This window comes from Streptomyces sp. NBC_01546 (genome assembly GCF_045208355.1).
GTDB lineage: Bacteria > Actinomycetota > Actinomycetes > Streptomycetales > Streptomycetaceae > Streptomyces.
Genome location: NZ_CP109379.1, coordinates 7,646,155 through 7,670,862 on the forward strand (window position 1 = coordinate 7,646,155; position 24,708 = coordinate 7,670,862).

Genomic DNA, 24,708 nt, shown 5'->3' on the forward strand with positions numbered 1-24,708 from the left:
CAGCACTCCTGATGATCGCCCAAGTCTGCGCTCACGACCCTAGCCAGATCGCGCGCATCATGTGCCGGTCAGGGGGCTGGGGCCGCCCGTCAGGGTGACGTGGAGGCCGTCCGGCTGAACCTCTGCGGACGTGGCCCTGAGCCCAAGCGGGTACTCCTTCGGCGCACCCGGCTCCGATCCCAGGCCGCCGCTGCCCAGCCCGAGCCGACTGGCGGGGACGGAGCGGCCGAACACGGTGAACCCGTCGACGGCGAGCGTGACCTTCCCGTCCGCGAGTACGGGACGCAGCGTCAGCTGCCCTGCGCCGCCCGGGCCGACGGCGGCGAGGACGGTCCCCTTCTCCGGGTCGGTGGTGACCGCGGTCACCGGGACGGACCCCGCGGCGGCCCGGATCGCGGTGCCGATGGACTGCGTGGGGACGGTCACCTCGGCGTGGGTGCTGCCGACGGTGGCCCTCCCGCCGAGACGGACGTCGTCGAGCCGCGCCCGGACGCGGACTTGGGCGAGGCGACCGAGGCGGGCGTCGTCGCTGCTGATGTCCAGGCGGGGGATGTTCTCGCGCGCCAGGTCCCACAGGGCCCAGTCGCCGGCCACGCCGACCGCCACGTCGTTGCCGAGGGCGGGTGCCGCCGCCGCGATGCGGTTCTCGATCACGTTGCGGGCCGTGAACTCGGCCGCGCCCGTGCCGAGGGCCGCTACCAGGGCCACGGCGGTCGTGACCGTGACGGTCTTCGTGAGGCGGCGCTTCATCGGCGCTCTCCCCGGGCGGGCGCAAGGGCGGGGGCGGGCAGGGAGGTGGGCGCGGAGGCGGGGTCGGAGGCGGGTCCTTCCGGGTCGAGATGCGGAAGGAATCGGTCCAGCCAGCCGGGGAGCCACCAGTTGGCGCGCCCGAAGAGGTACATGGACGCGGGCACCAGGAGCAGGCGGACCACGGTGGCGTCGATGATCACGCTCACGCCGAGGCCGAGGGCGAGCATCTTGACGGCGACGTTCGTGGAGAGCAGGAACGCCAGGAACACGCTGGTCATGATCAGTGCCGCGCAGGTGATGACGCGGGCCGTGGCGGCGAGGCCGGTGGCGACGGCCAGGTGGTTGTCCCTTCGGTGCAGCCATGTCTCGCGGATCCTAGAGAGCAGGAAGACCTCGTAGTCCATGGAGAGTCCGAAGACGATCGCGAACATCATCATCGGTACGTAGGACTCGACGGGCACCTTCTCGGTGACGCCGAACAGCGCGCCGCCCCAGCCCCATTGGAAGACCGCGACGACCACGCCGTAGGCGGCGGCGATGGAGAACAGGTTGAGCACGGCGGCCTTGAGCGCGATCAGCGGGCTGCGGAAGACGGTGAGCAGCAGCAGGAACGCGGCCGTGACCACCACACCGATGATCAGGGGCAGTTTGGCGGTGAGGGTGTCGGTGAAGGTCTGGGTGGCGGCGGCGGTACCGGTGACGTAGCCGGTGGCACCCGTTCCCGACAGTGCCTGCGGCACCGTTTCGTCCTGCAAGGTGTGGATCAGGTCGGCGGTGGCACTGTCCTGCGGGCCGGTGGCGGGGGTGACCGTGCTGATGAGCAGGACGTGGTCGGGGCTGGGCACCGGGATGGTCACGGAGGCGACGCCCGGTACGGCGGCCAGTTCGCGCTGGAGCGAGGCGGCGAGGTCCCGGCGCTGCGTCTCGTCGGCCACCTGCCGGCTGTCGAGGTGGGCCACGACGGTGAGCGGGCCGTTGGCGCCGGGGCCGAAGCCCTCGGTGATCAGGTCGTAGGCCCGTCGGTCGGTCCTGCTGGTGGACTGTGCTCCGGCGTCGACGTGGCCGAGCCGCATGGACGCGACCGGTATCGAGAGGACGCCGAGCAGGAGCAGGCCGCTGACCAGGAAGAGCCAGGGGCGCCGGCTGACCTTGACGGCCCAGCGGTGCCAGACGTCCGACGCGCCGGTGGGTTCGGCGACCGGTGTGCGCACATGGAGGCGGTCGATGCGGCGGCCGAGCAGACCCAGCAGCGCGGGAGTCAGCGTGACAGACGCGGCGGCGGCCACGACGACGCTGAGCCCGGCGGCGACGCCGAGGGTGCCGATGAAGTCCACGCCGCAGACGCAGAGCCCGCCCAGGGCCATGGCGACCGTGGCGGCGGCGACCAGGACGGCACGGCCACTGGTGGCGACCGTACGCCCGACCGCCTCGGCGGGCTCCGTCCCGGTGTGCAGCAGGGCCCGGAAGCGGGTGGCCAGGAAGAGCGCGTAGTCGATGCCGACACCGAGGCCCATCATCGCGGCCAGGGTCGGGGCCGCCTGGGCGAAGCCGAACTGTCCGGCGAGCAGTCCGAGACCGGCCAGGCTGACGGCCAGGCCGATCACCGCCGTCAGCAGCGGGAGCCCGGTGGCGGCGACGCTGCCGAAGCCGATCAGCAGGACGAGCACGGCGACGGCCAGACCGATGGCCTCCGAGGTGTGGTCGGCGGACTTGGGCGTGGCCAGCTGCCCGAGCGGGGCCCCGTACTCGACGGTGACGTGGTCGGAGCGCAGTGGCTGGACGGCGGTGTCGACCTCGGCGAGGTAGGAGGGGTCGAAGGTCGCCGGGTTGCCGTCGAAGCGGACGGTCACCTGGGCGATGTCGCCCTTCGCGGAGACCGCACCGGGCGTGGTGAGCGGGTCGGCCACCGACAGGACGTTCGGCAGGCGGCTCAGGTTGCCGACGGCCGCGTCGATCGCCGCCTGGTGACCGGCGAGCGAACCCTGGCCGGACTGGAGCACGATGGGTGCGGCCGTGCCCCCGGAAGCGCTCGTGTGCGCCGTGAGCAGGTCGGCACCGGTCTGGGTACGGGTACCGGGCAGGGAGAAGCTGTCCGCGAAGGTGCCGCCCCACGTGTGGTTGGCCAGCCCCAGGCCGACGAGGAGCAGGACCCACGCGGCGACGACCCGCCAGGCGTGCCGGGCACACCAGCGCCCGCTGCGGTGGAGGAGACCCGGCCCGTCGGCCGATCGAATGTTCATGGGCCTCACTGTGCGCGGCGCGTGTAAGGGGGCCGTTGGCGCATTGTTCGGGGAATGTACGGGCGGCGGCGCGCGCCCGCTCACGCGGCGTCGGGTACCGGCGGGAGGGCGACGGTGAAGCAGGCTCCGCCTTCCGGGCCGTGTCCTTCGACGCGGATGGTGCCCCCGAGGCGGCCGGTCAGGCGGCGGGCGATGGCCAGCCCCAGGCCGCTGCCGACCGGGCGGGTGTCCCGGTAGCGCTCGTGGAGGGCGCCGTGGTCGAAGGCGATGCGCACGTCGTCGTCGGTGAGGCCGGGCCCGCCGTCTCGGACCTGCAGTTCGGCGCCGCCGCCCGCGGCCGCGCGGACGGCGAGGACCAGGGGTGCGCCCTCGGGCGTGACCCGCAGGGCGTTCTGCACCAGGCCGTCGATCAGCTGCCGGACCCGGAAGGCGTCCGTGTCGACGATGACGGGCTGCGCGGGCGGCCCGGGCTGCTCGAGTCGCAGCTCGACGCCGTGCCGGGCGCAGGGGCCGGTCCAGAAGGCGGCGGCCTCGGCGACCACTGCGCGGAGGTCGGCCGGGGCCACATCGAGCCGGAAGTCGTCCGCCTCCAGTCGGGCCAGGTCCAGCAGGTCCCCCAGGAACCGGTCCAGGCGCCGGGTCTCGCCGGCCAGGATGCCGCCGACCTCGGGCAGCCGGTCCGGCTCGATCAGGCCGTCGGCGAGCGCCTCGGCGTATCCCTCCAGCGCGGTCAGGGGGGTGCGCAAGTCGTGGGAGACGGAGAGCAGGAACTCCCGCTGCCGGTTCTCGCTGCGCGCCAGCGCCTCGTCCAGGACGTTGAGGGCGCGCCCGATGTCCGCGGTCTCCCGGGGGCCGTCGACCGGGGCCGGTACGCCGCGTTCGCCGTCGGCGAGCCGGTGCGCGATCTGCGCGGCCTTCACGAGCGGACGGGCGATGCGGCGGGCCAGGAGTGCTCCGGCCAGTGCCGCGCCGAGCATGCCGACGATCAGCGGCGCCACCACGTTGCGGCGGATCTGGTTCGTGTTCTCGGTGACGACCGCGTACGGCTCGGTCAGCACGACCGCTCCGCCGCGCACGCCGGGCTGCCCCACCAGCAGCACGTCCCGGCCGCCCAGGATGCCGGTGGTGGAGACCGGCTTCCCGGCCAGCAGAGCCGACTTCGACGCCCTGTCGACGGCCGGGGTGGCGGTTCCGCTCACCGTGCCGTCCGGGGCGATGACCGCGAGCTGCACGTTGTTCGGCCCGCCCAGTACCTGGGCGCCGTGGAAAAGAGCCTCGGACAGGGCCGGCAGACGACTGAGCACCGTTGCCTGACGCGTCAGTTGGTCGCGTTCACGCTCCTCCGCACCGTGCGCGGCGGTCTGCCAGGCGACCAGCCCGGTCAGCGCCACCGCGAGCGCCGCCACCACGGTGGTCAGCACCACGATGTTGCGTGCGAGGGAGCCCCGGCGCGGACTGCCGTGCTGGGAGCGGCTCACGTGCCGGGCGCCATCGCGCTGTACCCGACGCCGCGGACCGTACGGATCGGACTCGCGTCGCCGAGCTTGGCGCGCAGCTGCGAGACGAAGACGTCGACCATCCGGGTGTCGCGGTAGCCCGGGTATCCCCACACCTGGGCGAGCAGCTGCTCACGGGTGAACACCTGCCCCACGTGCCGGAGCAGGTGCGCGAGGAGGTTGAACTCGGTGGCGGTGAGCTCGACCGGCTCTCCGTCGCGGCGCACGGTGCGGCTGACCGGGTCCAGGCTGAGCCGGCCGATGCTCTCGGGCGGCCGGCCGGGGAGTTGACCGGTCGGCCCCGCCGCCCTGCGCAGTACGGCCTTGACCCGGGCGACCAGCTCGCGCGGCGAGAACGGCTTGGTCAGATAGTCGTCCGCGCCCAGTTCGAGGCCGAGGATCCGGTCGGCCTCCTCGCCGCGCGCGGTGACCAGCAGCACCGGCGTCCAGTCGCCGGAGTCACGCAGGGCTCGGCAGAAGGCGATTCCGTCCATGCCCGGCAGGCCGATGTCCAGCACGATCGCCACCGGGTGCATCCGCCGCGCGGCCTCGAGCCCGGCGGTCCCGTCGGCCTCGACGTGGACACCGAAGCCCTCGCGCGCCAAGTAGAGCCTTTGCACATCGGAGATGTGGCGCTCGTCCTCGACGATCAGCACGAGGCCCCTGGACTCCGTCATCACTGCCTCTCACGTGCGGCACTCCTCGCCGATGCTAACCGCATCGATCCGGCCTTCCGGTGGGCGCGCCGCCACCCGTACATTCCCCGAACAATGCGCCGGCCGGAGCCGGAGCCGTATCCGTCAGACCGCCGGGAAGACCGGGGCGATCCCCAGGGTGGGCGCGATCGCCTGCCAGATCGTCGACCGGGCCGTGGCCAGGTCGACCCGGGGGTCCTCCAGCATCAGCCGGATGCCGAGGCCGTCGCACAGGGCCAGCACCAACGTGCTGACCGCGGCGACGTCGCAGTCGGTGAACTCGCCGGACCGGATGCCCCGTTCCACGACTCCGCCGACCCACGCGTGCAGCTGGTCGTAGAGGTCGACGGCGAGGTGCCGGGCCGTACCGTCGCGCAGCGCGCGCACCCAGAGCTCCTGCCAGAGCTTCCAGTCCTGGTGGAGCTCCGCGTCCGTGGGCAGCATGCTGTGCACGATGCGGGCCAGGACGACCGCGGCCGGGTCCGTATCGGTGTCGCTGCCGGTGTCCGTACCGGTCTTGGCGAACGAGTGCGTCATCGCCTCGGCGAAGAGCTTCTCGCGGGTGTCGAAGTGGTAGTGCAACAGGGCCTTCGAGACGCCCGCGTGCTCGGCGACCTTGCGCATGCTGACGTGCTCGAAACCGATGTCGGCGATCACTTCGCACGCTGCCGTGAGGATTCGCTCACGCGTTTCGAGTGCGCGCTCGGCCTTGGTCACGTTGGCTGCTCCCCGTGTCGGCGCCCGTTGGGTCGGGTGAATGGGTGATGGGAAAGGCCCCGGCGGCCCCGCCCGCCGGACCACCATCCTCGCGCATGGGGCTTCCGGGCTCCGGCCGTCGGGGGACCGCGGTCAGGGATAGGTGTGGAAACCCCGGCCGGTCTTGCGGCCGAGCAGGCCCGCGTCCACCATCCGGGCCAGCAGCGGCGGCGGGGCGTACAGCGGCTCCCGGTACTCCGCGTACATCGACCGGGCGATGGCCTGGACGGTGTCCAGTCCGATGAGGTCGGCCAGGGCCAGCGGTCCGAGCGGGTGGGCGCAGCCCAGGGTCATGCCCCGGTCGATGTCCTCGGCCGACGCGGCCTGGGACTCGGCCATCCGCACCGCGGCCAGCAGGTACGGCACGAGGAGCGCGTTCACGACGAATCCCGCCCGGTCCCGGGCGCGGACGACCTGCTTGCCCAGGACGTCGGAGGCGAACTCCCGTGCCCGCCGGGCGGTCTCCTCGGCGGTGAGCAGGGACGGCACCAGCTCGACGAGGGGGAGCACGGGGACGGGGTTGAAGAAATGCAGGCCGACCACGTGTTCCGGCCGTGAGGTGGCTGCCGCCAGCCGGATGACCGGGATGGAGGAGGTGTTCGTCGCCAGCACGGCGTCCCTGCGTTGCACCGTCGCGTCGAGCCGGGCGAAGACCTCCAGCTTCGCCCGCTCGTCCTCGGCCACCGCTTCGACGACGAGGTCGCGGTCCGCCATCCGGGTCATGTCCGTGGTCACCACGATCCGGCCCACTGCGGTGTCCCGTTCGGCGTCGGTCAGCTTTCCGGCGGCCGCGGCCCGCGCCAGGGAGCGGGTGATCCGCTCCAGGCCGGCGTCCGCGGCCGTCCGGCTGGTCTCCACCACCAGGACGTCCCGCCCGGCGAGTGCGCAGACCTCGGCGATACCGGAGCCCATCAGACCGCATCCCACGACCCCGACCCGTTCGACATCGGTCATCGGCTTTCCCTTCAGATGGTTCTCGTACGGACGCACGGCGGCGGTCCGGGCCGCGGGCGGGGGCCGGACCGCCGCCGGGACGGTCACACGGACGACGGCATCTGCAGCACGCCCGTGCCGCGCTTGACGAGTTCGCCCGCGACGATCAGGCGCTGGATCTCGGAGGTGCCCTCCCAGATGCGGTCGACGCGCAGTTCGCGGTAGAGACGCTCGACGGGGTACGAGCGGTCGTAGCCGCGGCCCCCGAAGATCTGCAGGCACCGGTCGATGACCCGGCCGGACGCCTCGCTCGCCGACAGCTTGGCGATGGCCGCCTTGGCATGCAGCGTCTTGCGGTCGACCCGGCCCTCGTCGACCTCCCAGGCGACCTGGTGGGTGTAGGCGCGGTTGACGGCGATGTCGACGGCGCAGTCGGCGAGCATGCCCTGGATCAGCTGGAAGTCGGCGATGGGGGAGCCGAACTGGCGGCGCTCCACCGCCCAGTCGCGGGCCAGCTCCAGGGCCCGCTCGGCGGCGCCGGTCGTCCGCGCGGCGATCATCAGCCGTTCCTCGGTGAACCAGGAGCGGGTGATGTCGTAACCGTTGCCCACCTCCCCGAGCACGGCATCCGCGGGGACGTGCACCTCGGTGAAGGTGAACTCGGGGTGCTCGTAGACGAACGTGTGCATCCAGCGGGGCACCCGGGTCATCTCGATGCCCGGCGTGTCCTTGTCGACGAGGAACAGCGTCGGTGCCCCCTCGTCCCCGGCGGCGGCGAGCACGATCATGAAGTCGGCGTGGTCGCCGACGGTGACGAACCACTTCTCGCCGTTCAGCACCCAGCCGTCGGCGGTCCGGGTCGCCGTGGTCCGCAGGCTCTGCGGGTCGGAGCCGGCCTCCGGCTCGCTCACCGCGTAGCAGTCGCGGCGCCGCCCCCGGATCACCGGGACGAGGTACCGCTCGCGCTGCTCCGGCGTGCAGAAGGACAACGCGTTGGCCGGACGCCACACCATGTCCCACAGGGCGCCGGTGAGCCGTCCGAGCTCCGCCTGGACCGTGACCTGCTCCAGGATGGTGAGGCCGGCGCCGCCCCACTCTGCCGGCATGTTGACCGCCTGAAGGCCGCTGTCGAGGACGGCGTCGCGGATCTCGGTGTGGGCCTGCGGGGGCAGGCCGTTGTTCTCCTCGCAGTCGAGCTCGTACTTCATGATGAACTCGGTGAGCGCGCGCGCCGAGTCCCTGAGCTCTTCCTGACGGGCGGTGAGACGGAAGTCCATGTCTGTCCTTGGAATCGTGGTGGAAGGGGCAGGGGGAGCGGAAGGGGTGGTCAGGAGCCGGGGAGCGCGAGGGCCCGGGTGCCGCGCTTGATCAGCTCGTTGGCGATGATCAGGCGCTGGATCTCGGAGGTGCCCTCCCAGATGCGGTCGACGCGCAGTTCGCGGTACATGCGCTCGACGGGGTACGAGCGGTCGTAGCCCCGGCCGCCGAAGATCTGTACGCACCGGTCGATGACCCGTCCGGCGGCCTCGCTCGCCGCGAGCTTCGCCGTCGACGCCTTGGCGTGCAGGGTCTTGGGGTCGGTGTGCGGCTGGTCGGCTTCCCAGGCGACCTGGTGGGTGTAGGCGCGGTTGACGGCGATGTCGACGGCGCAGTCGGCGAGCATGCCCTGGATCAGCTGGAAGTCGGCGATGGGGGAGCCGAACTGGCGGCGCTCCACCGCCCAGTCGCGGGCGAGTTCCAGAGCCCGTTCGGCGGCGCCGACGGTCCGGGCGGCGATCATCAGCCGCTCGTCGGTGAACCACTCCTTGGTCAGCTCGTAGCCGTTGCCGACACCGCCGAGCACGTCCTCGTCGGCGACGAAAACGTCGGCGAAGGTGAATTCGGGGTGCCCGTTCACCGCGGAGTGCATGAACCGGGGGACGCGCGTCATCTCGACACCCGGTGCCTGCTTGTCCACGAAGAACAGCGTCGCGGCCCGCTCGGGGCCCGCATCGGCCTGCACCAGCAGGAAGTCGGCGATGTCCCCGCAGGTCACGAACCACTTCTCGCCACTCAGGAGCCAGCCGCCCTCGGTGCGGGTCGCGGTACTCGTGCACGAGCCGGGGTCGGAGCCCGCACCGGGTTCGGTGACGGCGAACGCGTCGAACCGCTCGCCCCGGATGACGGGCAGGAGGTACTTCTCCCGCTGTGCCGCGGTGCCGTGGGCCAGGACGTTCGCGGGCCGCCAGGGGATGTCCCAGAGGCAGTTGGTGACCTTGCCGAACTCCTCCTCGACGATGACCTGGTCCAGCAGGGACAGGCCGGCTCCGCCCCACTCGGCGGGCATGTTGATCGCGTAGACGCCCGCGTCGATGGCGGCGCGGGTCAGTTCGCGGACCGTCTCGGCGGGCAGCGGGCCGCCCGCCTCCTCGGACTGGTCCTCGTACCTCATCAGCAGCCGCGTGTAGGCGGCGGCGCGGGCCTTGAGGTCGGCCTGCTCGGGTGTGTAGCGGAAGTCCATGGTGTTCTCCGGGACGCGAGGGGTGCGGACGGAAGGGCGTACGGACAGCAGGGGGAAAGGGCAGGGGGGAAAGGGCGGGTGGTACGGGCGGGTGGTACGGGGTCAGCCCAGGACGGCCCGTGCATCCAGGGCCAGGGCGCCGTCCGGACGCACCAGCAGGGGATTGACCTCCAGCTCGGCGATCTCCGGATGTGCGGCGGCCACCGCGGTGATGCGTTCGATGACGGCGGCCGCGGCGGCCACGTCGACGGCCGGCCGCCCGCGGACGCCCGCCAGAAGCGCGGCGGTCCGCAGCCCGCGCAGCAACTCCTCGGCCCGCCGGGCCGGTAGGGGCGCCAGCGCGAAGGCGACGTCGCGCAGGGTCTCGGTGAGGACGCCGCCCAGCCCGACCATCGCCACCGGTCCGAACCGGGGGTCTCGGTTCACGCCCACGATCAGCTCGATGCCGTCCGAGAGGTCGGCCATCGCCTCGACCGAGTAGGCGGGGGCGCCGAGCCGGCCGTGCATGTCCCGGTACGCGGCGAGGAGCGCGTCCCGGCCGGCCAGGCGCAGCGCGACGCCGCCCGCGTCGGACTTGTGCAGGAGGTGCAGGGCCTTGAGCACGTACGGGCCGTCGAACTCCCCTGCCGCGGCCAGCAGTCCGGCCTCGTCGGTGATCTCGCGCGCCGGCGGGAACGGCACCCCGGCGGCGCCGAGCAGCGCGCGCACCCCGTGGTACCCGGCGTCCCGCAGCGGCGCGGCCGGAGCGGGCAGCGCGGGGAGCTGCGGTGTGCCGCCCGCCGCCCGGACGGTCATCGCCGACAGGGCGCGGGCGGCGTCCTCGGTGGCGGCGAAGACCGGTATCCCGGCTTCGGCCAGCACCCGGCAGCTCGGCGACTGCGGATACATGGACTGCACGACCATCGGCTTCGGCGCGACCGCGAGGTGCGTGACGATCTTCCCGGCGGCCCGCGTCTCGCCCTCGGCGAGCACGGAGCCGCCGGCCGGGCTGCCGCCCAGGCCGCCCTCGGAAGCGGCGTACCCGCCGAAGTAGCCCGTCATCAGGACGGCGTCGACCTCGTCGGCGGCGAGGAGCTCCGCGACCGTGTCGGCGTACGAGAGGGGCTGCTGCTCGCCCATCCCCGCCAGGTCGACCGGATTGCCGACCGCGGACTGCTGCCACAGTACGGTCCGCAGCCGCTCCTGCGTGGCCGCGGCGAGTTCGGGTACGTCGAGCCCTGCGTCCTCGGCGGCGTCGGCCGCGATCGCACCGTGGCCGCCGCCGTCGGTGAAGACCGCGGTCCGGCTTCCCTTCGTACGCGGTCCCGGCCGGGCGCTCACGGCCGCCAGTACCACCGTCATCTCCCGTGGCGTACGGACGAGTTCCACGCCCGCGTCGCGGCAGGCGGCGGCCACCACGTCGGCCGAGGTGGTGAGCGCCCCGGTGTGCGACTGGGCGCTGCGGGCGGACGCGGAGCCCCGCCCGGCGGTGAGCAGGACCACGGGCTTGCCCGCCGCGGCGGCGGCCCGGGCGAAGGCCCTGCCGTCGCCGAAGTCCTCGGCGTACACGGCGATCGCCGTGGTGGCCTCGTGGCGGGCGCAGTCCTCGACGAGGTCGACGAGGGTGACGTCGGCCTGGTTGCCGAGGGAGACGAACCGGGAGAAGCCCAGGCCGTGCGGAGCGCCGCGGAGCTGGAGTTCGAGGGCGAGGTTGCCGCTCTGGCTCAGCAGGGCGACGCCGCCGGGAGCGAAGCGGTCCGAGGCGAGGTAGAGCTCGGTCGTGTTGTCGGCGATGCCCAGGCAGTTGGGTCCGACGAGGACGGCTCCGGCTTCCCGGACGCGTGCGACGACCGCGCGTTGCCGGGCCAGTCCCGCCGGGCCGGCCTCGGCGAAACCCGCGGTGATGCCGACGATCGCCTTCGCCCCGCAGGCCAGGGCGTCCTCGACGGCGGCCTCGAAACCGTCGCCCGGGACGGAGATCACCACCAGTTCGACGGGTTCGCCGATCGCGGCGAGGGACGGGGCGGCCGGTCTGCCGAGGACGGTGCCGCCGCGCCGGTTGACCAGGTGCACCGGCCGCCGCCCGTCGGCGCGCAACGCCTGGGAGGCCACCGCGTGGCCGTACTTCGCCGGGTCGTCGCTGGCTCCGACCACGGCGACGGAGCGGGGGTCGAAGAGAGTGGTCAGATCGCGTGCCATGTCACTTCTCCACTCGGAGGGCGGAGTTGGGGCAGCTCTCGGCGCAGGCGCGCGCCGCTTCCTCGGTGCCGGACGGGACGGCGACGGCGATGACCCTCGCGTAGCCCCATTCGTCGAGTTCGACCAGGTCGGGTGCGTGTTCCTGACACAGCCCGTAGCCCTGGCAGCGGGTGGAGTCCAGCAGGAGTTTCACGGTGTTCCTTTCAGGGCGGGCAACGGGGTGCGGGACGAGGCCGCGTCGGCGACCTCCGGTACGGCCACGGCGAGGCGGCGCCCGTGGACGCCCGCGGGCGGGGCGGTGGCGAAGGCAGCGATGCAGCCGGGGCACGGCCCGCCGAGGTGCGACCGGACGAGATCGGGGAAGGCGCGCAGGAGGCTGCCCGCGGTGCCCGCGGCGGCGTCGAGCAGGCCGCAGGCGCCGCGCCCGGGCAGGCCTCGGGACCACCGGTCCAGGTGGGCAAGGGTGTCGGGGCGGCCGTGCCCGCGCAGAGCGCGTGCACGGCGTCGCGGATCGCCGCCGTGCCCGACACGCAGACGCCGCACTGCCGTGCGCTCTCGGCCGCGAGGTGGCCGACGGCGTCCGCGGCGGTGCTCACCGGGCAGGCGCCGGCGGCGAGGAAGCGGATCGCTCCGCAGCCCAGCGCGGTGCCCGCCGCGGCGAGTACGTCGGGGTCGAGGGGGAGGTCCAGGGCCCGGGCGTCGACGAGTCCGCCGAACAGCCCGCCCATCAGGGCCCCGGCCGCGTCCGGGGTGCCGTGAGCCGCCGCCAGGGTGCGCAGGGGGACGCCGTACGGGACTTCGGTGAGCACGGGCGCTCCCCTCCCGCCGGACAGCGTCACCAGGGTGGCGCGGGCGATCCGGTCGCGCAGGTCGGGGCGTGTCGCGGTGAGGGCGATCCGGGCAAGGGTCTCGACGTTGGAGACCAGGGTCGGCGCGCCGCCGACCCCCTGCTCGAAGGGGCGGGGCGGCTTGGCGGTGGGCAGCGCCGGTCCGCCGTCGATCCGGCGGACGACCGCGCTCTCCTCACCGGCGACGTAGGTGTGGGCGGTCTCCACGACCTCGATGGGCAGGTGCGGCTCCCGTTCGGCGAGGGCCCGGCGGACGCGTGCACCCGCTTCCGGGTCCGAGAGGTAGATGTAGCCACGTACGGCGCCGGTGACCGAGGCGGCCCGGACGAGCCCGTCGAGGACCAGATGGGGCCGGGCCCGCAGCAGCCAGCGGTCCTTGACCGAGCCCGGCTCGCCCTCCTCGCCGTTCGCCACCACCACCGGGACGCCGCCGCGCTCGCGGACGGCGCGCAGCTTGACGGCGGCCGGGAAGCCGGCCCCGCCGCGACCGCGCAGACCGGATGCGGCGAGGTGGCGCAGCACCTCCTCCGGGCCGGTGGCGTCGGCGTAGCCGCCGTTGGCGCGGTAGGCATCGGCACTCTCCGTTACGTGGGGTGCCGCTCCGAGTACGGAGCCCGGCGACGGTGCCGTGGGGAATCGGATGGTGGTCATCGGCTGCTCCCTGTCCGGGGGTCGGTGCGCAGGATCCGTACGGCGCCTTCGAGTGCGCTGCGGTCCCTGGCGGTGCGGCCGTATCCCGTTCCCGGGAGGCCGATGAGCATGCGGTGGTGGTCGAGGACCACCTCTCCGGCGAGGAGGGCGGCCGCGCGGTCGCCCGGCTCAGGGCGGGCGGCCACGGCGGTCACCAGCTCGGTGACCTCGGCCAGGTAGCGGAGCCAGCTGTGGCGGCTGCCCCGCAGGATCAGGCGCTCCACGCGGCGCCGCTCGGCGGCCGTCAGCTCGGCCGTCAGCTCTGCCGTCCGTGCTGCCTGTGCGGACTCCGAGTGGGGACGGTGCGAGGAGGCGCGCAGGGCGGCGACCGCTGCGGGCAGTTCCCGCTCGGGTTCGGGAGTGAGCCCGAGCCAGTCCAGACGCCGACGACCGCTCATGCGTGCCTCCGGGAGGGATGGGGTGCCGTGACCGACCGGGTCGGGTGACGGGAGCCGAGGGCGGGGGAGACGGGGATGCCCAGGGGCTCGCCGCAGGGGGACGCCGGGGGGCGTGCGGCAAGGGATGGAGGGGGTGCGGGCCCGGGCGGGTGCCAGGGCGGCGGGCTGCGTCCGGCCAGACAAAAGGTCCAGAAGTGGAGAAACGCCGGTGCAGCGACGAGAATTACGCTAGCTGACCGATCGGTCAGCGTACAAGTCTTGACCCGGCGGAAATCAGCCAGCAATCTGACTGTCCAATCGGTCAGCAAGGTCTCGGCGTCCGCCCCGGCCTGCTGCCCGGTGCTGGGTCGTCTCGACATCGATCGCCGAAACCGATCGCCGCACCGCCGGCACGGAGGAGTCACCCGATGCACTCCAGAGCCCCCGAAAAGCCCCCTATCGAGCAGCCGGTCCAGGACGCCCCCGGGCCCGCCCTGTCAGCCCGCTACTACACCGATCCCGACACGGCCGCCGCCGAGACGAAGCACGTCTTCGCCAAGTCCTGGCAGGTCGTCTGTCACGAGTCCGACCTGCCGAACCCGGGAGCCCGGCTCGCCGCCACGGTCGCGGACCGCGAGGTACTGGTCGTCCGTACCGAGGACGGTGGCCTGGCCGCCCACCTCAACGTGTGCCGCCACCGCGGAACGCGCCTGGTCACCGCCCCCGAAGCGGCCGGCAAGGCGATCCGCTGCCCGTACCACGGCTGGACGTACCGCCTCGACGGAAGCCTGGTCGGCGCCCCGGAGGCACGGCAGATCCCCTGCCTCGACAAGCCCGGGCTCGGTCTGTTCCCGGCCCGCGTCGAATCCTTCCTCGGCTTCGTCTTCGTCAACCTCGACCCCGGCGCCGTACCGCTGGCGAAACAGTGCGCCGGGCTCGCCGAGGCGGTCGGCCATTACGCCGGGGCCGACCTGGTACCGGTCGGCCGCAGCCGGATCCACGACCTGGCCGGGGCCGAAGTGCAGGAGGCCAACTGGAAGGTGGCCGTCGACAACTACCTGGAGGGCTACCACGTCCCGGTGGCCCATCCCGGGCTGATGCGGCTGCTCGACTACCAGGGCTACACCTGCGAGATCGAGGAGTCCTACGCGCTGTTCGCCTCGCCCCTGCGCGACAAGCCGTCCTCGAACTGGGCGGAACGCCTCTACCAGCGCATCGCCGCCCCCATGCCCGGCCTCAACGAGGCCGACCGGCGGGTCTGGCGGTACGCGGTGATCTACCCGAACACCCTGATCGACTTCTACCCCGACCACGTGCTGGCCTGGACCGCGATCCCCACGGCGGTGGACCGGGTGGCCGTACCCGGCGCGTTCTACACCCGGCGCGGTACGGGCCTGCGCACCCGGCTCGCCCGCCGCCTGAACATCCACATCGGCTGGATCACCAACGACGAGGACGCCGAACTCGTCGCCCGCGTGCAGAAGGGGCTCTCCACCCCCGGCTTCGAACCCGGGCCCCTGTCCCGCCGCGAGTCGGCGGTCGGCTGGTTCGCCGGCCGCATCCGGGCCGACCTCGACGCCGGCTCCGACACAGGCTCCGCCTCCGGCTCCGACACCGCCCAGCACTGAACAACGCCCTGACGCACCGTTCGTTCCCCGCCGTCCCCCCCCACGGCCCCCTACGGAGAGGACCCCCGATGTCCCCCGAGGCACACCCCCTGTCCAGACGCTCCTTCCTCCGCGCCGGCACCGCCGCGGCCCTCGGCCTCTCGGTGGCCGGCTGCGGATTCGCATCCGAAGACGACCCGGCCGGCAAGGCCGCCGAGGAGACGCCGATCGACGTCAAGGTCGACGGAGACCTGGTCTATTTCAACTGGGCCGACTTCGTCGATCCGGCCGTCTTCGAAGGCTTCGAGAAGGAGTACGGCGTCAAGGTCGTCCAGTCCAACTTCGACTCCATGGAGGGCATGGCCGCCAAGCTCAACGCCGGAAACCGCTACGACATCATCTTCCCCACGGCGAAGTGGTCGGAGCGGCTCGCAGCCGGAGGCAAGCTGCGCACGATCGACCACGCCCGGCTGAAGAACGCCGAAGCCGTGTTCGGCGGTTACGACTACTTCGCCGACCCCTGGTACGACCCCGGCTCCCGGCACACCGTCCCCTTCACCATGTACAAGACCGGCATCGGCTGGCGCAGGGACCGGCTCGGCGACCTGACCGGATCCTGGGACGACCTGTGGAACGACAAGGCCAAGGGCAAGGTCTTCGTCCTCGACGACCGCGACGAGGTGCTCGGCATGGGCGCGCTCAAGCTCGGCCTCGACGTCACCACCGGCGACCCGAACGACCTCGCACGGGTCACCGACACCCTGCGCTCGCTCCGCCCCCGCCTGCGCGGCTTCTCGAGCGACAGCTACAACAACCTGCTCAACGGCAACGCCGACATGACCCAGGCTTGGAGCGGGGACATGGCCGCCATGCTCGCCCAGGCCGAGGACCCCTCCGTCTTCGGCTTCGAGGTCGCCCGGGAGGGCGCCCCCGTCAACTCCGACTGCTACGCCATTCCCGCCGACGCGCAACACCCCGGCACCGCGATGCTCTTCATCGACTACATGCTCCGCCCGGAGAACGTGAAGAAGAACATCGAGTACATCGGCTACCCGATGCCGGTCCGCGGCAGCGAGGACACCTACAGCGCGCTCGTGGAGCCGTTCCCCCAGTGCCTGGTGACCACGGACGACCTCAAGGACGACCGCTACTTCCGCAACGGCACCGCCAAGGGCGAACAGCACCGCGACGCCGCCTGGACCGACGTGAAGGCCGGCTGACATGGCACGACGCAACCGATCCGGCACGGCCCGTCCGCCGGGCGGGGGACCGGCCGTCTCGGGAGCGAGGCTGTGGACCTGGCTCATGCTCCCCGGCACCCTCTGGATGACCGGGTTCCTCCTCGCCTCCCTCCTCCTGGTGGCCACCCTCGCGTTCGGCACCACCGACCCGCTCGGAAACCCGCGCTTCGGGCTCAACACCGACAACTTCGCCGCACTGGCGGACCCGGCCTACCGCACCGTCCTGCTGCGCTCCCTCGGCTACGCGCTGATCACCTGCCTCATCTGCCTGGCCGTGGCCTACCCGGTCGCCTACGCCATCGCACTGCACGGCGGACGCTTCAAGAACCTGCTGATCGCCGCGATCGTCGTGCCGTTCTTCGCCAACTACCTGGTGCGCATGTACGGCTGGTCCGTCGTCCTCTCCGACGACGGGCCGCTGCTGAAGGCCCTGCGCGCCATCGGCATCGCCGACGACGGCACCAAGATCCTCCAGACCGGGCCGGGCGTCATCGCCGGACTCGTCTACGGCTTCGTCGTCTTCATGATCATCCCGCTGTACGCGGCCATGCAACGCATGGACACCTCGCTCATCGAGGCCGGACGCGACCTCTACGGCGGCCCCTTGCGGACCTTCCTCTTCGTCACCGTCCCCGCCACCCGGCAGGGCGCGGCCGCCGGCTGCGTCCTCGTATTCCTGCCCGCCATGGGCGACTTCGTCAGCGCCCAGCTCATGGGAGGCCCCGACCAGATCATGATCGGCAACCTGATCCAGGACAAGTTCTTCCAGGGCCAGAACTGGCCGCTCGGCTCGGCCCTGACCATGCTGCTGATGGCGGTCCTGCTGTTCGGGATGCTGGGCTATCTGCGGCGCACCCGCAAGGACGAGGCGGAGGCGGTCCGATGACCCTGCGCCCCGCAGCCCAGGCCGACCTCCGGCCGCCGGCCGACCCGGCCGAACACCGCGGGCTCCCGGCCGCCGACGGGACACGGGCGAGGCCCGCCCGCCGGCCGCGCCGCCGCCGACGCGGGGCCGACCGCCGGCCCCGTTTCGCCATCGCCGTCACCGCCGCCTTCTTCGCGCTGCTCTACCTCCCCGTCGGCGTCGTCGTCCTGTTCTCCTTCAACTCGCAGAAGTCCCTCACCGTCTTCGAGGACGTCAGCCTCCGCTGGTACAGCGAGTTCCTCCGCGACGACGTACTCATCGACTCGCTCGGGATGAGCCTGCGGGTGTCCCTGGTCGCCATGGCCGGCTCGCTCGTCCTCGGCGTGGCCCTGGCCCTCGGCCTCGTACGCAACCGGAGCCGCCTCGGCTCCTTCGCGGGCCTGATCATGCTCGTCCCGCTGATCACCCCGGAGATCGTCACCGGCGTCGCGGCGATGATGCTCTTCAAGGGCCTCGGCATCACCCTGTCCACCACCACCGTGATGCTCGCCGAGATCACCTTTTCCATCTCCTACGTGACGGTCATCCTGCGCTCCCGCATCGCGGCCCTCAACCCGGAGGTCGAGGAGGCCGCGATGGACCTCGGCGCCACCCGCCGGCAGGCCCTGTTCCTGGTCACACTGCCCGCGCTGCTCCCCAGCATCCTCGCGTCCGGGGTGCTGATCTTCGCCCTGGTCTTCGACGACTTCGTCCTCGCCTACTTCACCACCGGCGTCGACCCGCAGCCGCTGTCCGTCCGCATCTACTCGGCGATCAGGTTCGGCGTCCAGCCCACCATCAACGCCGTCGGCACCCTGATGCTCGTCGGATCCATCGGCCTCATCGTGCTCGCGCTCGCCATCCCGCGCCTGTTCGGCCGCCGCGGCGGCCTCGATCTTCTCTCAGGGAAGTGACCCCCATGCAGGACCCGCACCCGCACCCGCAGCGGCACCCTCACGCTCACCCCGACCCTCAGCCGCACCCGAATCCCGCCGTCCGGCTCGACCGGGTCAGCAAGCAGTACCCCAACTCCGACGCCTACGCCGTCCACGACGTCACCCTCGACGTCGCCCCGGGCGAGTTCTTCTCCCTCCTCGGCCCGTCCGGCTGCGGCAAGACCACCCTGCTGCGGATGACCGGCGGCTTCGCCGACCCCACGGAAGGCAGCGTCCTGCTCGACGGCCAGGACGTGACCGGCCTCCCGCCCAACAAGCGCAACGTCAACACCGTCTTCCAGAGCTACGCCCTCTTCGACCACCTCTCACTGGCCGACAACGTGGCCTTCGGCCTCAAGCGCAAGGGCGTGGCCCGCCCCGAGATCCGCGAACGGGTCGCCGACATGCTCGACCTCGTCCAGCTCGGGGGACTGGCCGGCCGCAAGCCGCCCACGCTCTCCGGCGGCCAGCGACAGCGCGTCGCCCTCGCCCGCGCCCTGGTCAACCGGCCGCAAGTCCTGCTGCTGGACGAGCCGCTGGCCGCGCTCGACCTCAAACTCCGCCGCCGGATGCAGGTCGAGCTCAAGCAGATCCAGCGCGAGGTCGGCATCACCTTCGTCTTCGTCACCCACGACCAGGACGAGGCCCTGACCATGTCCGACCGCCTCGCGGTCATGAACGAGGGCCGCATCGAGCAGTGCGGCACGCCCGAGGACGTCTACGAGCGCCCGACGAGCAGCTTCGTGGCCTCCTTCATGGGCACCTCCAACCTCGTCCCCGGCACCTACCGCTCGGGCCGGGTCGTCCTCGACCAGGGCCCCGCCCTGCCCGTCGGCCCCCGGTCCGGCGTCCCCGACGGCAGCCGGGTCAGCCTCTCCATCCGCCCCGAGAAGATCTGGCTCTCCGACTTCGAACCGGGCATGGCCCAGGTGAGCGGAGTCGTCCGGGAGACCGTCTACTGCGGCCCGACCACCACCTACCTCATCGAACTGGCCCCCGGAGTCACGGTGTCCGTGCTGGAGCAGAACACCGTCCGCTCCCGCATGGAGGACCGCTGGAGCGGCGGCGAGCAGGTCGAGATCGGCTGGAAGCCCGAGCACTGCCTGGTCCTCGACTGACGCCACGCCCCCGCGCCCCGCCTCCTGCCCCCGCCCCGCACCGACCGAAGGAAGCACCCCCATGAACCACGACGTCATCGTGCTCGGCGCCGGACTGGCCGGTCTCGCCGCCGCGCGCGACCTGGCCGCAGGCGGGGCCGACGTCCTCGTCGTCGAGGCCCGCGACCGGGTCGGCGGACGTGTCGAACAGACCGCCCTTCCCGACGGCCGGCTGGTCCAGCTCGGCGGGGAGGTGGTGGGCCGGGCCCACACCGCCTACACCGCCCTCGCCGCGGAACTGGGCCTCACCCTGGTCCCCAGCTACGTCGCCGAGCCCGGCGCCCTCGTCCGCGCCACCCCCGAAGGAGTCGGTGCCGGAGACCCGCCCCACTGGTTCGGCCCCGGCGACGAAGCCTGCCACGCCAAGGTCACCGCCGCCTTCACCGCGCTCGCCGCCACCGTAGATGCGGCCGACCCCTGGTCCCACCCCGAGGCCACCGCCCTCGACCGGCTCTCCGTCGGCGACTGGCTGCGCTCGCAGGGAGCCACCCAGGCCGTCGTACGTCTCTGGGAGATCGGCCAACTGGCCCTCGCCGACGGCTCCTGCGAACGGACCTCCCTGCTCGCCGCCCTCCGCAAGCACGCCGCCGTACCCGGCACGGGCCACTACGAATACGAGGCCTGGGAAGGCCTGCGATGCGCCGAGGGATCGGCGACCGTGGCCCTGCGCATGGCCGAGGCCCTCGGTGGGCGGATACGTACGGGCTCACCCGTCGAGGCGGTCACGGTACGGCGACCAGGCCGCTGCTCCGTACGCCTGGCGGGCGGCGAGACCCTGACCGCCGACGCCGTGGTCAGCGCGCTCCCGGTCGGCCCGCTCCGCTCGGTCGCCGTCACCGGAGTCTCCGACGAACGCCTCGCCGCACTGCACCGCCAACGCCACGCCCTCGCTGCCAAGTTCACCGCCGCGTACGACAGACCCTTCTGGCGCGACCGAGGCCTCAGCGGCCTCTCCGAATGCGAAGGTGTCCTCGGCAGCACCTGGCCGCAGAGCGAAGGCATCCTCTCCGCCCTCGTCCCGCCCGAGCGCTACGGCGTCCTGCTCGGCATGCCCGCTCCCCTGCGCACCGCCGAACTGCTGGCCGACATCGCGCGCCTCTACGGCGACGAGGCGCACCATCCGCTCGCCACGTACGTACGCCTGTGGGGCACCGACCCGTGGACCCAGGGGTACGTCACCCAGTGGACCCCCGGTGACGTCATGGCCGTCGGCCCCCGGCACGGCACCCACGAACCCCCCTTCTACGTCTGCGGATCCGACCAGTGGGTGGCCGGCTACATGGAAGGCGCCGTACGCACCGGACGCGAGGCCGCCAAGGAGGCGCTGAGCCGTGGCTGACACCCTGTACAACCACATCGGGGGAGTGGACCGTCCCGCCGCCTCGGGCGCGACGATGGCTCTGACCGACCCCGCCACCGGCCGGGTGCACCGCCACGCACCGCGCTCCGGCGCAGCCGACACGGACGCGGCCTGCGCTGCGGCGGCAGCGGCGTACGCGCACTGGTCCACGACCACCCCGGCCGCCCGGCAGCGCGCCCTGCTCGGCATCGCCGACGCCATCGAGGCGCACACGGACGCCTTCGTGGGCGCCGAGACCGGGGACACCGGCAAGCCTGCCGACCAGTTCAGGAACGAGGAACTGCCCGCGATCGTCGACACCGTCCGCTACTTCGCCGGAGCCGCGCGGAACCTCCCGGGCGCCGCCGCGGCCGAGTACACCGAGGGCCGCACCTCCCTGCTGCGCCGCGAACCGGTGGGCGTCTGCGCCCAGATCACCCCTTGGAACTACCCGCTGATGATGGCCGCATGGAAGATCGCCCCGGCGATCGCCGCCGGAAACACCACCGTGCTCAAGCCCGCGGACACCACCCCCTCCTCGTCCGCGCTGCTGGCCCAGATCGCCGCGGAACATCTGCCGCCGGGCGTGCTGAACCTCGTCTGCGGCGACCGAGACACGGGCCGGGCCCTCACCGCCCACCCGGCGGTCGCCCTGATCGCCGTCACCGGCAGCGTCCGCGCCGGCCGGGAGATCGCGGCGGCCGCCGCGGCCGGCCTCAAACGGGTCCACGTGGAACTCGGCGGCAACGCCCCCGTCCAGGTCCACGAGGACGTGGACCTGGAGGCCACCGCCGCAGCCCTCGCCGCCGTCGCCTACTACAACGCCGGCCAGGACTGCACCGCGCCCACCCGGCTCCTGGTCCACCACCGGATCCACGACGCCTTCCTCGCGGCCTTCGCAGCCGAAGCGGCACGGCTCCGTACCGGCGTCGACTTCGGGCCCCTCAACAACGCGGCCCAACTCGCCTCGGTGCAGGCCCTGCTGGACCGCCTGCCGACCCACGCCGAGATCGTCACCGGCGGCAGCCGACTCCCGCGCCCCGGCTTCTTCCACGAGCCCACGGTGGTCGCGGGTGTCCGCCAGGACGACGAGATCGTGCAGGAGGAGATCTTCGGCCCGGTGGTGACCGTCCAGCCCTTCGCCGACGAGGCCGAGGCCCTGTGCCTCGCCAACGGCGTGCGCTTCGGCCTGGCCGCGAGCGTGTGGACCACCGACCACGACCGCGCGATGCGTGCCACCCGCGCCCTCCACACCGGCATCGTCTGGGTGAACACCCACGGCACCACCGTCTCCGAGATGCCGCATGGCGGAGTCAAGCACTCCGGCTACGGCAGTGACCTCTCCCTGTCCGGCCTCCTGGACTACACCCAGGCCAAACACGTCATGCTGTGAGCCCAGGCCGGAATGCCGATGGGTGATCGCCGTGACACGCTGAGACGGGGGACCCCGCCGGTCCCGGCATGTCAGGCCGGCTCTGCAAACCATGGAGATCGACATGGCCAGTGACGCCAGCAGCCCCCGCGCAAGCACCGCACCCCCGAGCCCCTGGCATGCGCCCACATCCGGCACCACCGTCCTGGCAGGTTCCCTGATGATCTTCGGCGGAGCGATGGCGCTCTTCGAAGGGATCGCGGCCCTCGCGAAGGACGACTTGTTCGTCACGACGCGCCACTACGTGTTCGAGTTCAGCCTGACCGGCTGGGGCTGGGTACACCTGATCCTGGGCATCGTCCTCATCCTCGCCGGCTGCGCCGTCCTCGGCAGCGGAGCCCTGTGGGCGCGCTTCTTCGGTGTCGCCGTTGCCGGGCTGGGCGCGATCGCCAACTTCCTGTGGATTCCGTACTACCCCTGGTGGGCCCTGGTGCTGGTCGCCGTCAACCTCTTCGTCGTCTGGGCACTGTGCAAGGGCATGCACCGAGAAGCGGACACGAGCCCGACTGCCTGACCCGGCCGTGGCAGGGGCCGTCCCTCTGGCGACGACCCGAAGTTACCGGGAGGTAGCCACGGGGTGCGCCGGGACGGTAGCGTCGGACGCCGAGAGGGGAGAGCCATGCCTCGTACGTTCACGGTGTCCGACAGCATCGTCGTCCATGTCCGTCCCGCCGACGTCTACCGGCACGTTTCCGATCCCGCGCGGATGGGTGACTGGAGCCCGGAGAACCTCGGCGCCACCGTCCACGGCGGCGCCGCCGGAGAGACCCGCGTCGGGACGGTCTTCGACGGGCGGAACAAGCGCGGGGCCTTCCGATGGACCACTCGGTGCACGGTGACGGCGGTCGAGAAGGACCGGCTGTTCAGGTTCCGGGTGCACGCCATCGGGATCCGGCGTCCGCGGATACCCGGCCCGATCGCCACGTGGGAGTACCGGTTCGAGTCCGTTCCGGAGGGCACCCGGGTGACCGAGACGTGGACCGACGACCGCCGCTCGTGGCCGGACTTCGCGGCCCACGCCTTCGACCGGGTCGCGACGCGGGGACACACCTTCGCCGATTTCCAGCGCAGGAACATCAGCACCACGCTGCGCAACCTCAAGAAGGCCCTGGAGCCGGCGTCCGACAGCGCATGATTCCCTTCCGGCGTGCTCATCAGGGGCAGGGGCGGCCGGTCTGCAGGGTGGTGGCAGCCGCGGTGATGATGGTGTCGAGCCTGTCCCGGGTGCCGGCCAGATTGCCGATCCGGGTGTCGATGCGGTCGCGCTCGGCCGTCAGCCGGTCGAGCAGCTCGGGCGTCACCTCACCGGTCACGACGCACGGCAGCAGTTCCACGATCGACCTGCTCGCCAGCCCTGCCGCGTACAGCTGCTGGATCAGCAGGACGCGGTCGACCGCGCTGTCCGGATAGCGCCGCTGACCGCTGGGGCTGCGTTCGGAGGCGAGCAGGTGCTGCTCTTCGTAGTACCGCAGTGCCCGCACGCTCACGCCTGTCCTGGTGGCGAGTTCCCCGATGCGCATCGCGCCTCCCTTGCCTTGCAGGGTCCGGCAGTTCCTGCCCCTGACGTCAGCGTAAGGGGCGGCCTCCATGGCTGAGACGGTGCCGTGGTCGGCGTGGCGTGCGTCACACCTCCTTGCCTCTGACGTCAGCGTCAGCTTTTAGCGTGATCGGTGGAGGGCCTGCGGGCCGGAGTATCCACCGAGAGAAGGACGAGATGTCGTCGTACGACGAATACACCAGTCTGCGCGTGGCGATCGACGCGGGCGTGGCTCGTGTCACGCTCGACAACCCGCCGGTCAACATGCTCGACACGGCGCTCATCAACGAACTGCACGACTTCGCCGGGGCGGTCCGCGGGGACGATCGGGTGCGCGTGATCGTCGTGCAGAGCGCCGACCCGGACTTCTTCGCCGCCCACGTCGACTTGAGCTTCATGCTCAAGCCGGAGACCTTCGCGGAGCTGGCCAACCCGAACGCCGGCACCGGCGGCGACGAGTCGCTCCTCAACCCCATGCAGAAGCTGATGCTGCGCTTCCGCACGCTGCCGCAGGTGACGATCGCCAAGCTCGCCGGGCGCCTTCGGGGAGGCGGTAACGAGCTGGCGATGGCACTCGACATGCGCTTCGCCGCCACGGGGCGGACATGGCTCGCCCAGCCCGAGACCCGGATGGGCATCATCCCCGGTGGCGGCGGCACCCAGCTGCTGACCCCGCTGGTGGGGCGCGCCAGGGCTCTGGAAGTGATCCTCGGCGGGAACCTGTTCGACGCGGAGCTGGCCGAGCGCTACGGCTGGATCAACCGCACCCTCCCGGCCGAGGAACTCGACGGCTTCGTCGACGCACTCGCGGGGCGCATCGCGGCGCTGCGCCCGGAACAGATCGCCGCGGCCAAGGCGGCGGTCGGGGCCGCATCGACCGGCGGCGGTCAGCTGCTGGAGGGGCTCGCCGAGGAGAGCAAGGCGCTGGCCGGGGTGTACCCGGCTCCGGACGCGGTGGTCGAGCGAATGCGCGCCGCCGTGGAGGCCGGTGCGCAGACCCGCGAAGGCGAACTCGACCTGGAGGCTTCGCTGGACCGCGTTGCCTGGTAGGGCTTCGGCAGCTGCGCGGTGAGTGAGGTGAGTGAGGTGTGCG

The 24,708-nt window shown here is 72.3% G+C and carries 23 protein-coding genes and 1 pseudogene; 10 read left to right on the forward strand and 14 right to left on the reverse strand.

Translation table 11 applies throughout. From position 1 onward, the window contains the following. Positions 1 to 57 precede the first annotated feature (57 nt). The 13 genes and pseudogenes from OHA89_RS34850 to OHA89_RS34910 all read right to left on the reverse strand — a co-directional run bounded on the left by OHA89_RS34850 (position 58) and on the right by OHA89_RS34910 (position 13,484). Positions 58 to 750, reverse strand: coding sequence for a DUF2993 domain-containing protein (locus OHA89_RS34850; protein ID WP_406367884.1), 693 nt, complete (start codon positions 748 to 750; stop codon positions 58 to 60). Beyond that, on the reverse strand, positions 747 to 2,990 hold the full coding sequence (locus OHA89_RS34855; RefSeq protein ID WP_406367885.1) for an MMPL family transporter: 2,244 nt from the start codon (positions 2,988 to 2,990) through the stop codon (positions 747 to 749). The genes OHA89_RS34850 and OHA89_RS34855 overlap by 4 nt, the downstream gene beginning before the upstream one ends. Positions 2,991 to 3,070: 80 nt before the next feature. Beyond that, on the reverse strand, positions 3,071 to 4,468 hold the full coding sequence (locus tag OHA89_RS34860; RefSeq protein ID WP_266611861.1) for a HAMP domain-containing sensor histidine kinase: 1,398 nt from the start codon (positions 4,466 to 4,468) through the stop codon (positions 3,071 to 3,073). Beyond that, positions 4,465 to 5,163: a response regulator transcription factor gene (locus OHA89_RS34865; protein WP_266611863.1), complete on the reverse strand. Its 699-nt coding sequence runs from the start codon at positions 5,161 to 5,163 to the stop codon at positions 4,465 to 4,467. The genes OHA89_RS34860 and OHA89_RS34865 overlap by 4 nt, the downstream gene beginning before the upstream one ends. 123 nt (positions 5,164 to 5,286) lie before the next feature. Continuing rightward, a complete protein-coding gene (locus tag OHA89_RS34870; RefSeq protein ID WP_257558584.1) occupies positions 5,287 to 5,898 on the reverse strand; it encodes a TetR/AcrR family transcriptional regulator in 612 nt (203 codons plus the stop codon). A 132-nt stretch (positions 5,899 to 6,030) separates the two neighbouring features. Continuing rightward, on the reverse strand, positions 6,031 to 6,891 hold the full coding sequence (locus OHA89_RS34875) for a 3-hydroxybutyryl-CoA dehydrogenase (protein ID WP_266611867.1): 861 nt from the start codon (positions 6,889 to 6,891) through the stop codon (positions 6,031 to 6,033). A gap of 83 nt (positions 6,892 to 6,974) precedes the next feature. Beyond that, positions 6,975 to 8,147 (reverse strand): acyl-CoA dehydrogenase family protein, encoded by a 1,173-nt coding sequence (locus tag OHA89_RS34880; RefSeq protein WP_406367886.1) that lies wholly within the window; start codon positions 8,145 to 8,147, stop codon positions 6,975 to 6,977. 50 nt (positions 8,148 to 8,197) lie between these two features. Further along, on the reverse strand, positions 8,198 to 9,370 hold the full coding sequence (locus OHA89_RS34885) for an acyl-CoA dehydrogenase family protein (protein WP_257558587.1): 1,173 nt from the start codon (positions 9,368 to 9,370) through the stop codon (positions 8,198 to 8,200). Between the two features lie 102 nt (positions 9,371 to 9,472). After that, positions 9,473 to 11,548, reverse strand: coding sequence for an acetate--CoA ligase family protein (locus tag OHA89_RS34890; protein WP_406367887.1), 2,076 nt, complete (start codon positions 11,546 to 11,548; stop codon positions 9,473 to 9,475). Position 11,549: 1 nt separating this feature from the next. Continuing rightward, positions 11,550 to 11,741 (reverse strand): ferredoxin, encoded by a 192-nt coding sequence (locus tag OHA89_RS34895; RefSeq protein WP_266611875.1) that lies wholly within the window; start codon positions 11,739 to 11,741, stop codon positions 11,550 to 11,552. After that, entirely contained in the window at positions 11,738 to 12,091 is a 354-nt protein-coding gene (locus OHA89_RS34900) for an NADH-ubiquinone oxidoreductase-F iron-sulfur binding region domain-containing protein (protein WP_406368712.1), read from the reverse strand. Before OHA89_RS34900 ends, OHA89_RS34895 begins: the two co-directional genes overlap by 4 nt. 407 nt (positions 12,092 to 12,498) lie before the next feature. Beyond that, positions 12,499 to 13,047, reverse strand: a pseudogene (locus tag OHA89_RS34905) (Fe-S-binding domain-containing protein); the annotation flags it as partial. Further along, complete coding sequence (locus OHA89_RS34910; RefSeq protein ID WP_266611880.1) at positions 13,044 to 13,484, reverse strand: hypothetical protein; 441 nt, start codon at positions 13,482 to 13,484, stop codon at positions 13,044 to 13,046. The gene OHA89_RS34910 and the pseudogene OHA89_RS34905, both read right to left, overlap by 4 nt. A gap of 407 nt (positions 13,485 to 13,891) precedes the next feature. On the opposite strand from OHA89_RS34910, the gene OHA89_RS34915 reads away from it, so the two are divergent. From OHA89_RS34915 to OHA89_RS34955, 9 genes are all read left to right on the forward strand, one after another. Beyond that, positions 13,892 to 15,091 carry an aromatic ring-hydroxylating dioxygenase subunit alpha gene (locus OHA89_RS34915; protein WP_406367888.1) on the forward strand — a complete coding sequence of 400 codons (1,200 nt, stop codon included), beginning with the start codon at positions 13,892 to 13,894 and terminating at the stop codon, positions 15,089 to 15,091. Positions 15,092 to 15,159: 68 nt separating this feature from the next. After that, a complete protein-coding gene (locus OHA89_RS34920; protein WP_266611883.1) occupies positions 15,160 to 16,290 on the forward strand; it encodes an extracellular solute-binding protein in 1,131 nt (376 codons plus the stop codon). 1 nt (position 16,291) lies between these two features. Continuing rightward, on the forward strand, positions 16,292 to 17,197 hold the full coding sequence (locus tag OHA89_RS34925; protein ID WP_266611885.1) for an ABC transporter permease: 906 nt from the start codon (positions 16,292 to 16,294) through the stop codon (positions 17,195 to 17,197). Further along, on the forward strand, positions 17,194 to 18,129 hold the full coding sequence (locus tag OHA89_RS34930) for an ABC transporter permease (RefSeq protein ID WP_406367889.1): 936 nt from the start codon (positions 17,194 to 17,196) through the stop codon (positions 18,127 to 18,129). Before OHA89_RS34925 ends, OHA89_RS34930 begins: the two co-directional genes overlap by 4 nt. Before the next feature lie 5 nt (positions 18,130 to 18,134). Then, positions 18,135 to 19,268, forward strand: a complete 1,134-nt coding sequence (locus tag OHA89_RS34935; RefSeq protein ID WP_406368714.1) for an ABC transporter ATP-binding protein — start codon at positions 18,135 to 18,137, stop codon at positions 19,266 to 19,268. A 61-nt stretch (positions 19,269 to 19,329) separates the two neighbouring features. Then, positions 19,330 to 20,646: a flavin monoamine oxidase family protein gene (locus OHA89_RS34940; protein ID WP_406367890.1), complete on the forward strand. Its 1,317-nt coding sequence runs from the start codon at positions 19,330 to 19,332 to the stop codon at positions 20,644 to 20,646. A gap of 55 nt (positions 20,647 to 20,701) precedes the next feature. After that, positions 20,702 to 22,039, forward strand: coding sequence for an aldehyde dehydrogenase family protein (locus tag OHA89_RS34945; RefSeq protein WP_266612587.1), 1,338 nt, complete (start codon positions 20,702 to 20,704; stop codon positions 22,037 to 22,039). A gap of 103 nt (positions 22,040 to 22,142) precedes the next feature. Next, positions 22,143 to 22,592 carry a hypothetical protein gene (locus tag OHA89_RS34950; protein ID WP_406367891.1) on the forward strand — a complete coding sequence of 150 codons (450 nt, stop codon included), beginning with the start codon at positions 22,143 to 22,145 and terminating at the stop codon, positions 22,590 to 22,592. Positions 22,593 to 22,697: 105 nt separating this feature from the next. Next, complete coding sequence (locus OHA89_RS34955) at positions 22,698 to 23,213, forward strand: SRPBCC family protein (protein WP_257558599.1); 516 nt, start codon at positions 22,698 to 22,700, stop codon at positions 23,211 to 23,213. A 19-nt stretch (positions 23,214 to 23,232) separates the two neighbouring features. Here the strand turns inward: OHA89_RS34955 and OHA89_RS34960 are convergent, their stop codons facing one another. Beyond that, the gene (locus tag OHA89_RS34960) at positions 23,233 to 23,598 is read right to left on the reverse strand and encodes a MerR family transcriptional regulator (RefSeq protein WP_266611892.1); all 366 of its coding nucleotides are present in this window, start codon (positions 23,596 to 23,598) and stop codon (positions 23,233 to 23,235) included. 194 nt (positions 23,599 to 23,792) lie between these two features. Between OHA89_RS34960 and OHA89_RS34965 the strand changes: the two genes are divergently transcribed. Beyond that, the gene (locus OHA89_RS34965) at positions 23,793 to 24,665 is read left to right on the forward strand and encodes an enoyl-CoA hydratase/isomerase family protein (RefSeq protein ID WP_266611893.1); all 873 of its coding nucleotides are present in this window, start codon (positions 23,793 to 23,795) and stop codon (positions 24,663 to 24,665) included. Positions 24,666 to 24,708 lie beyond the last annotated feature (43 nt).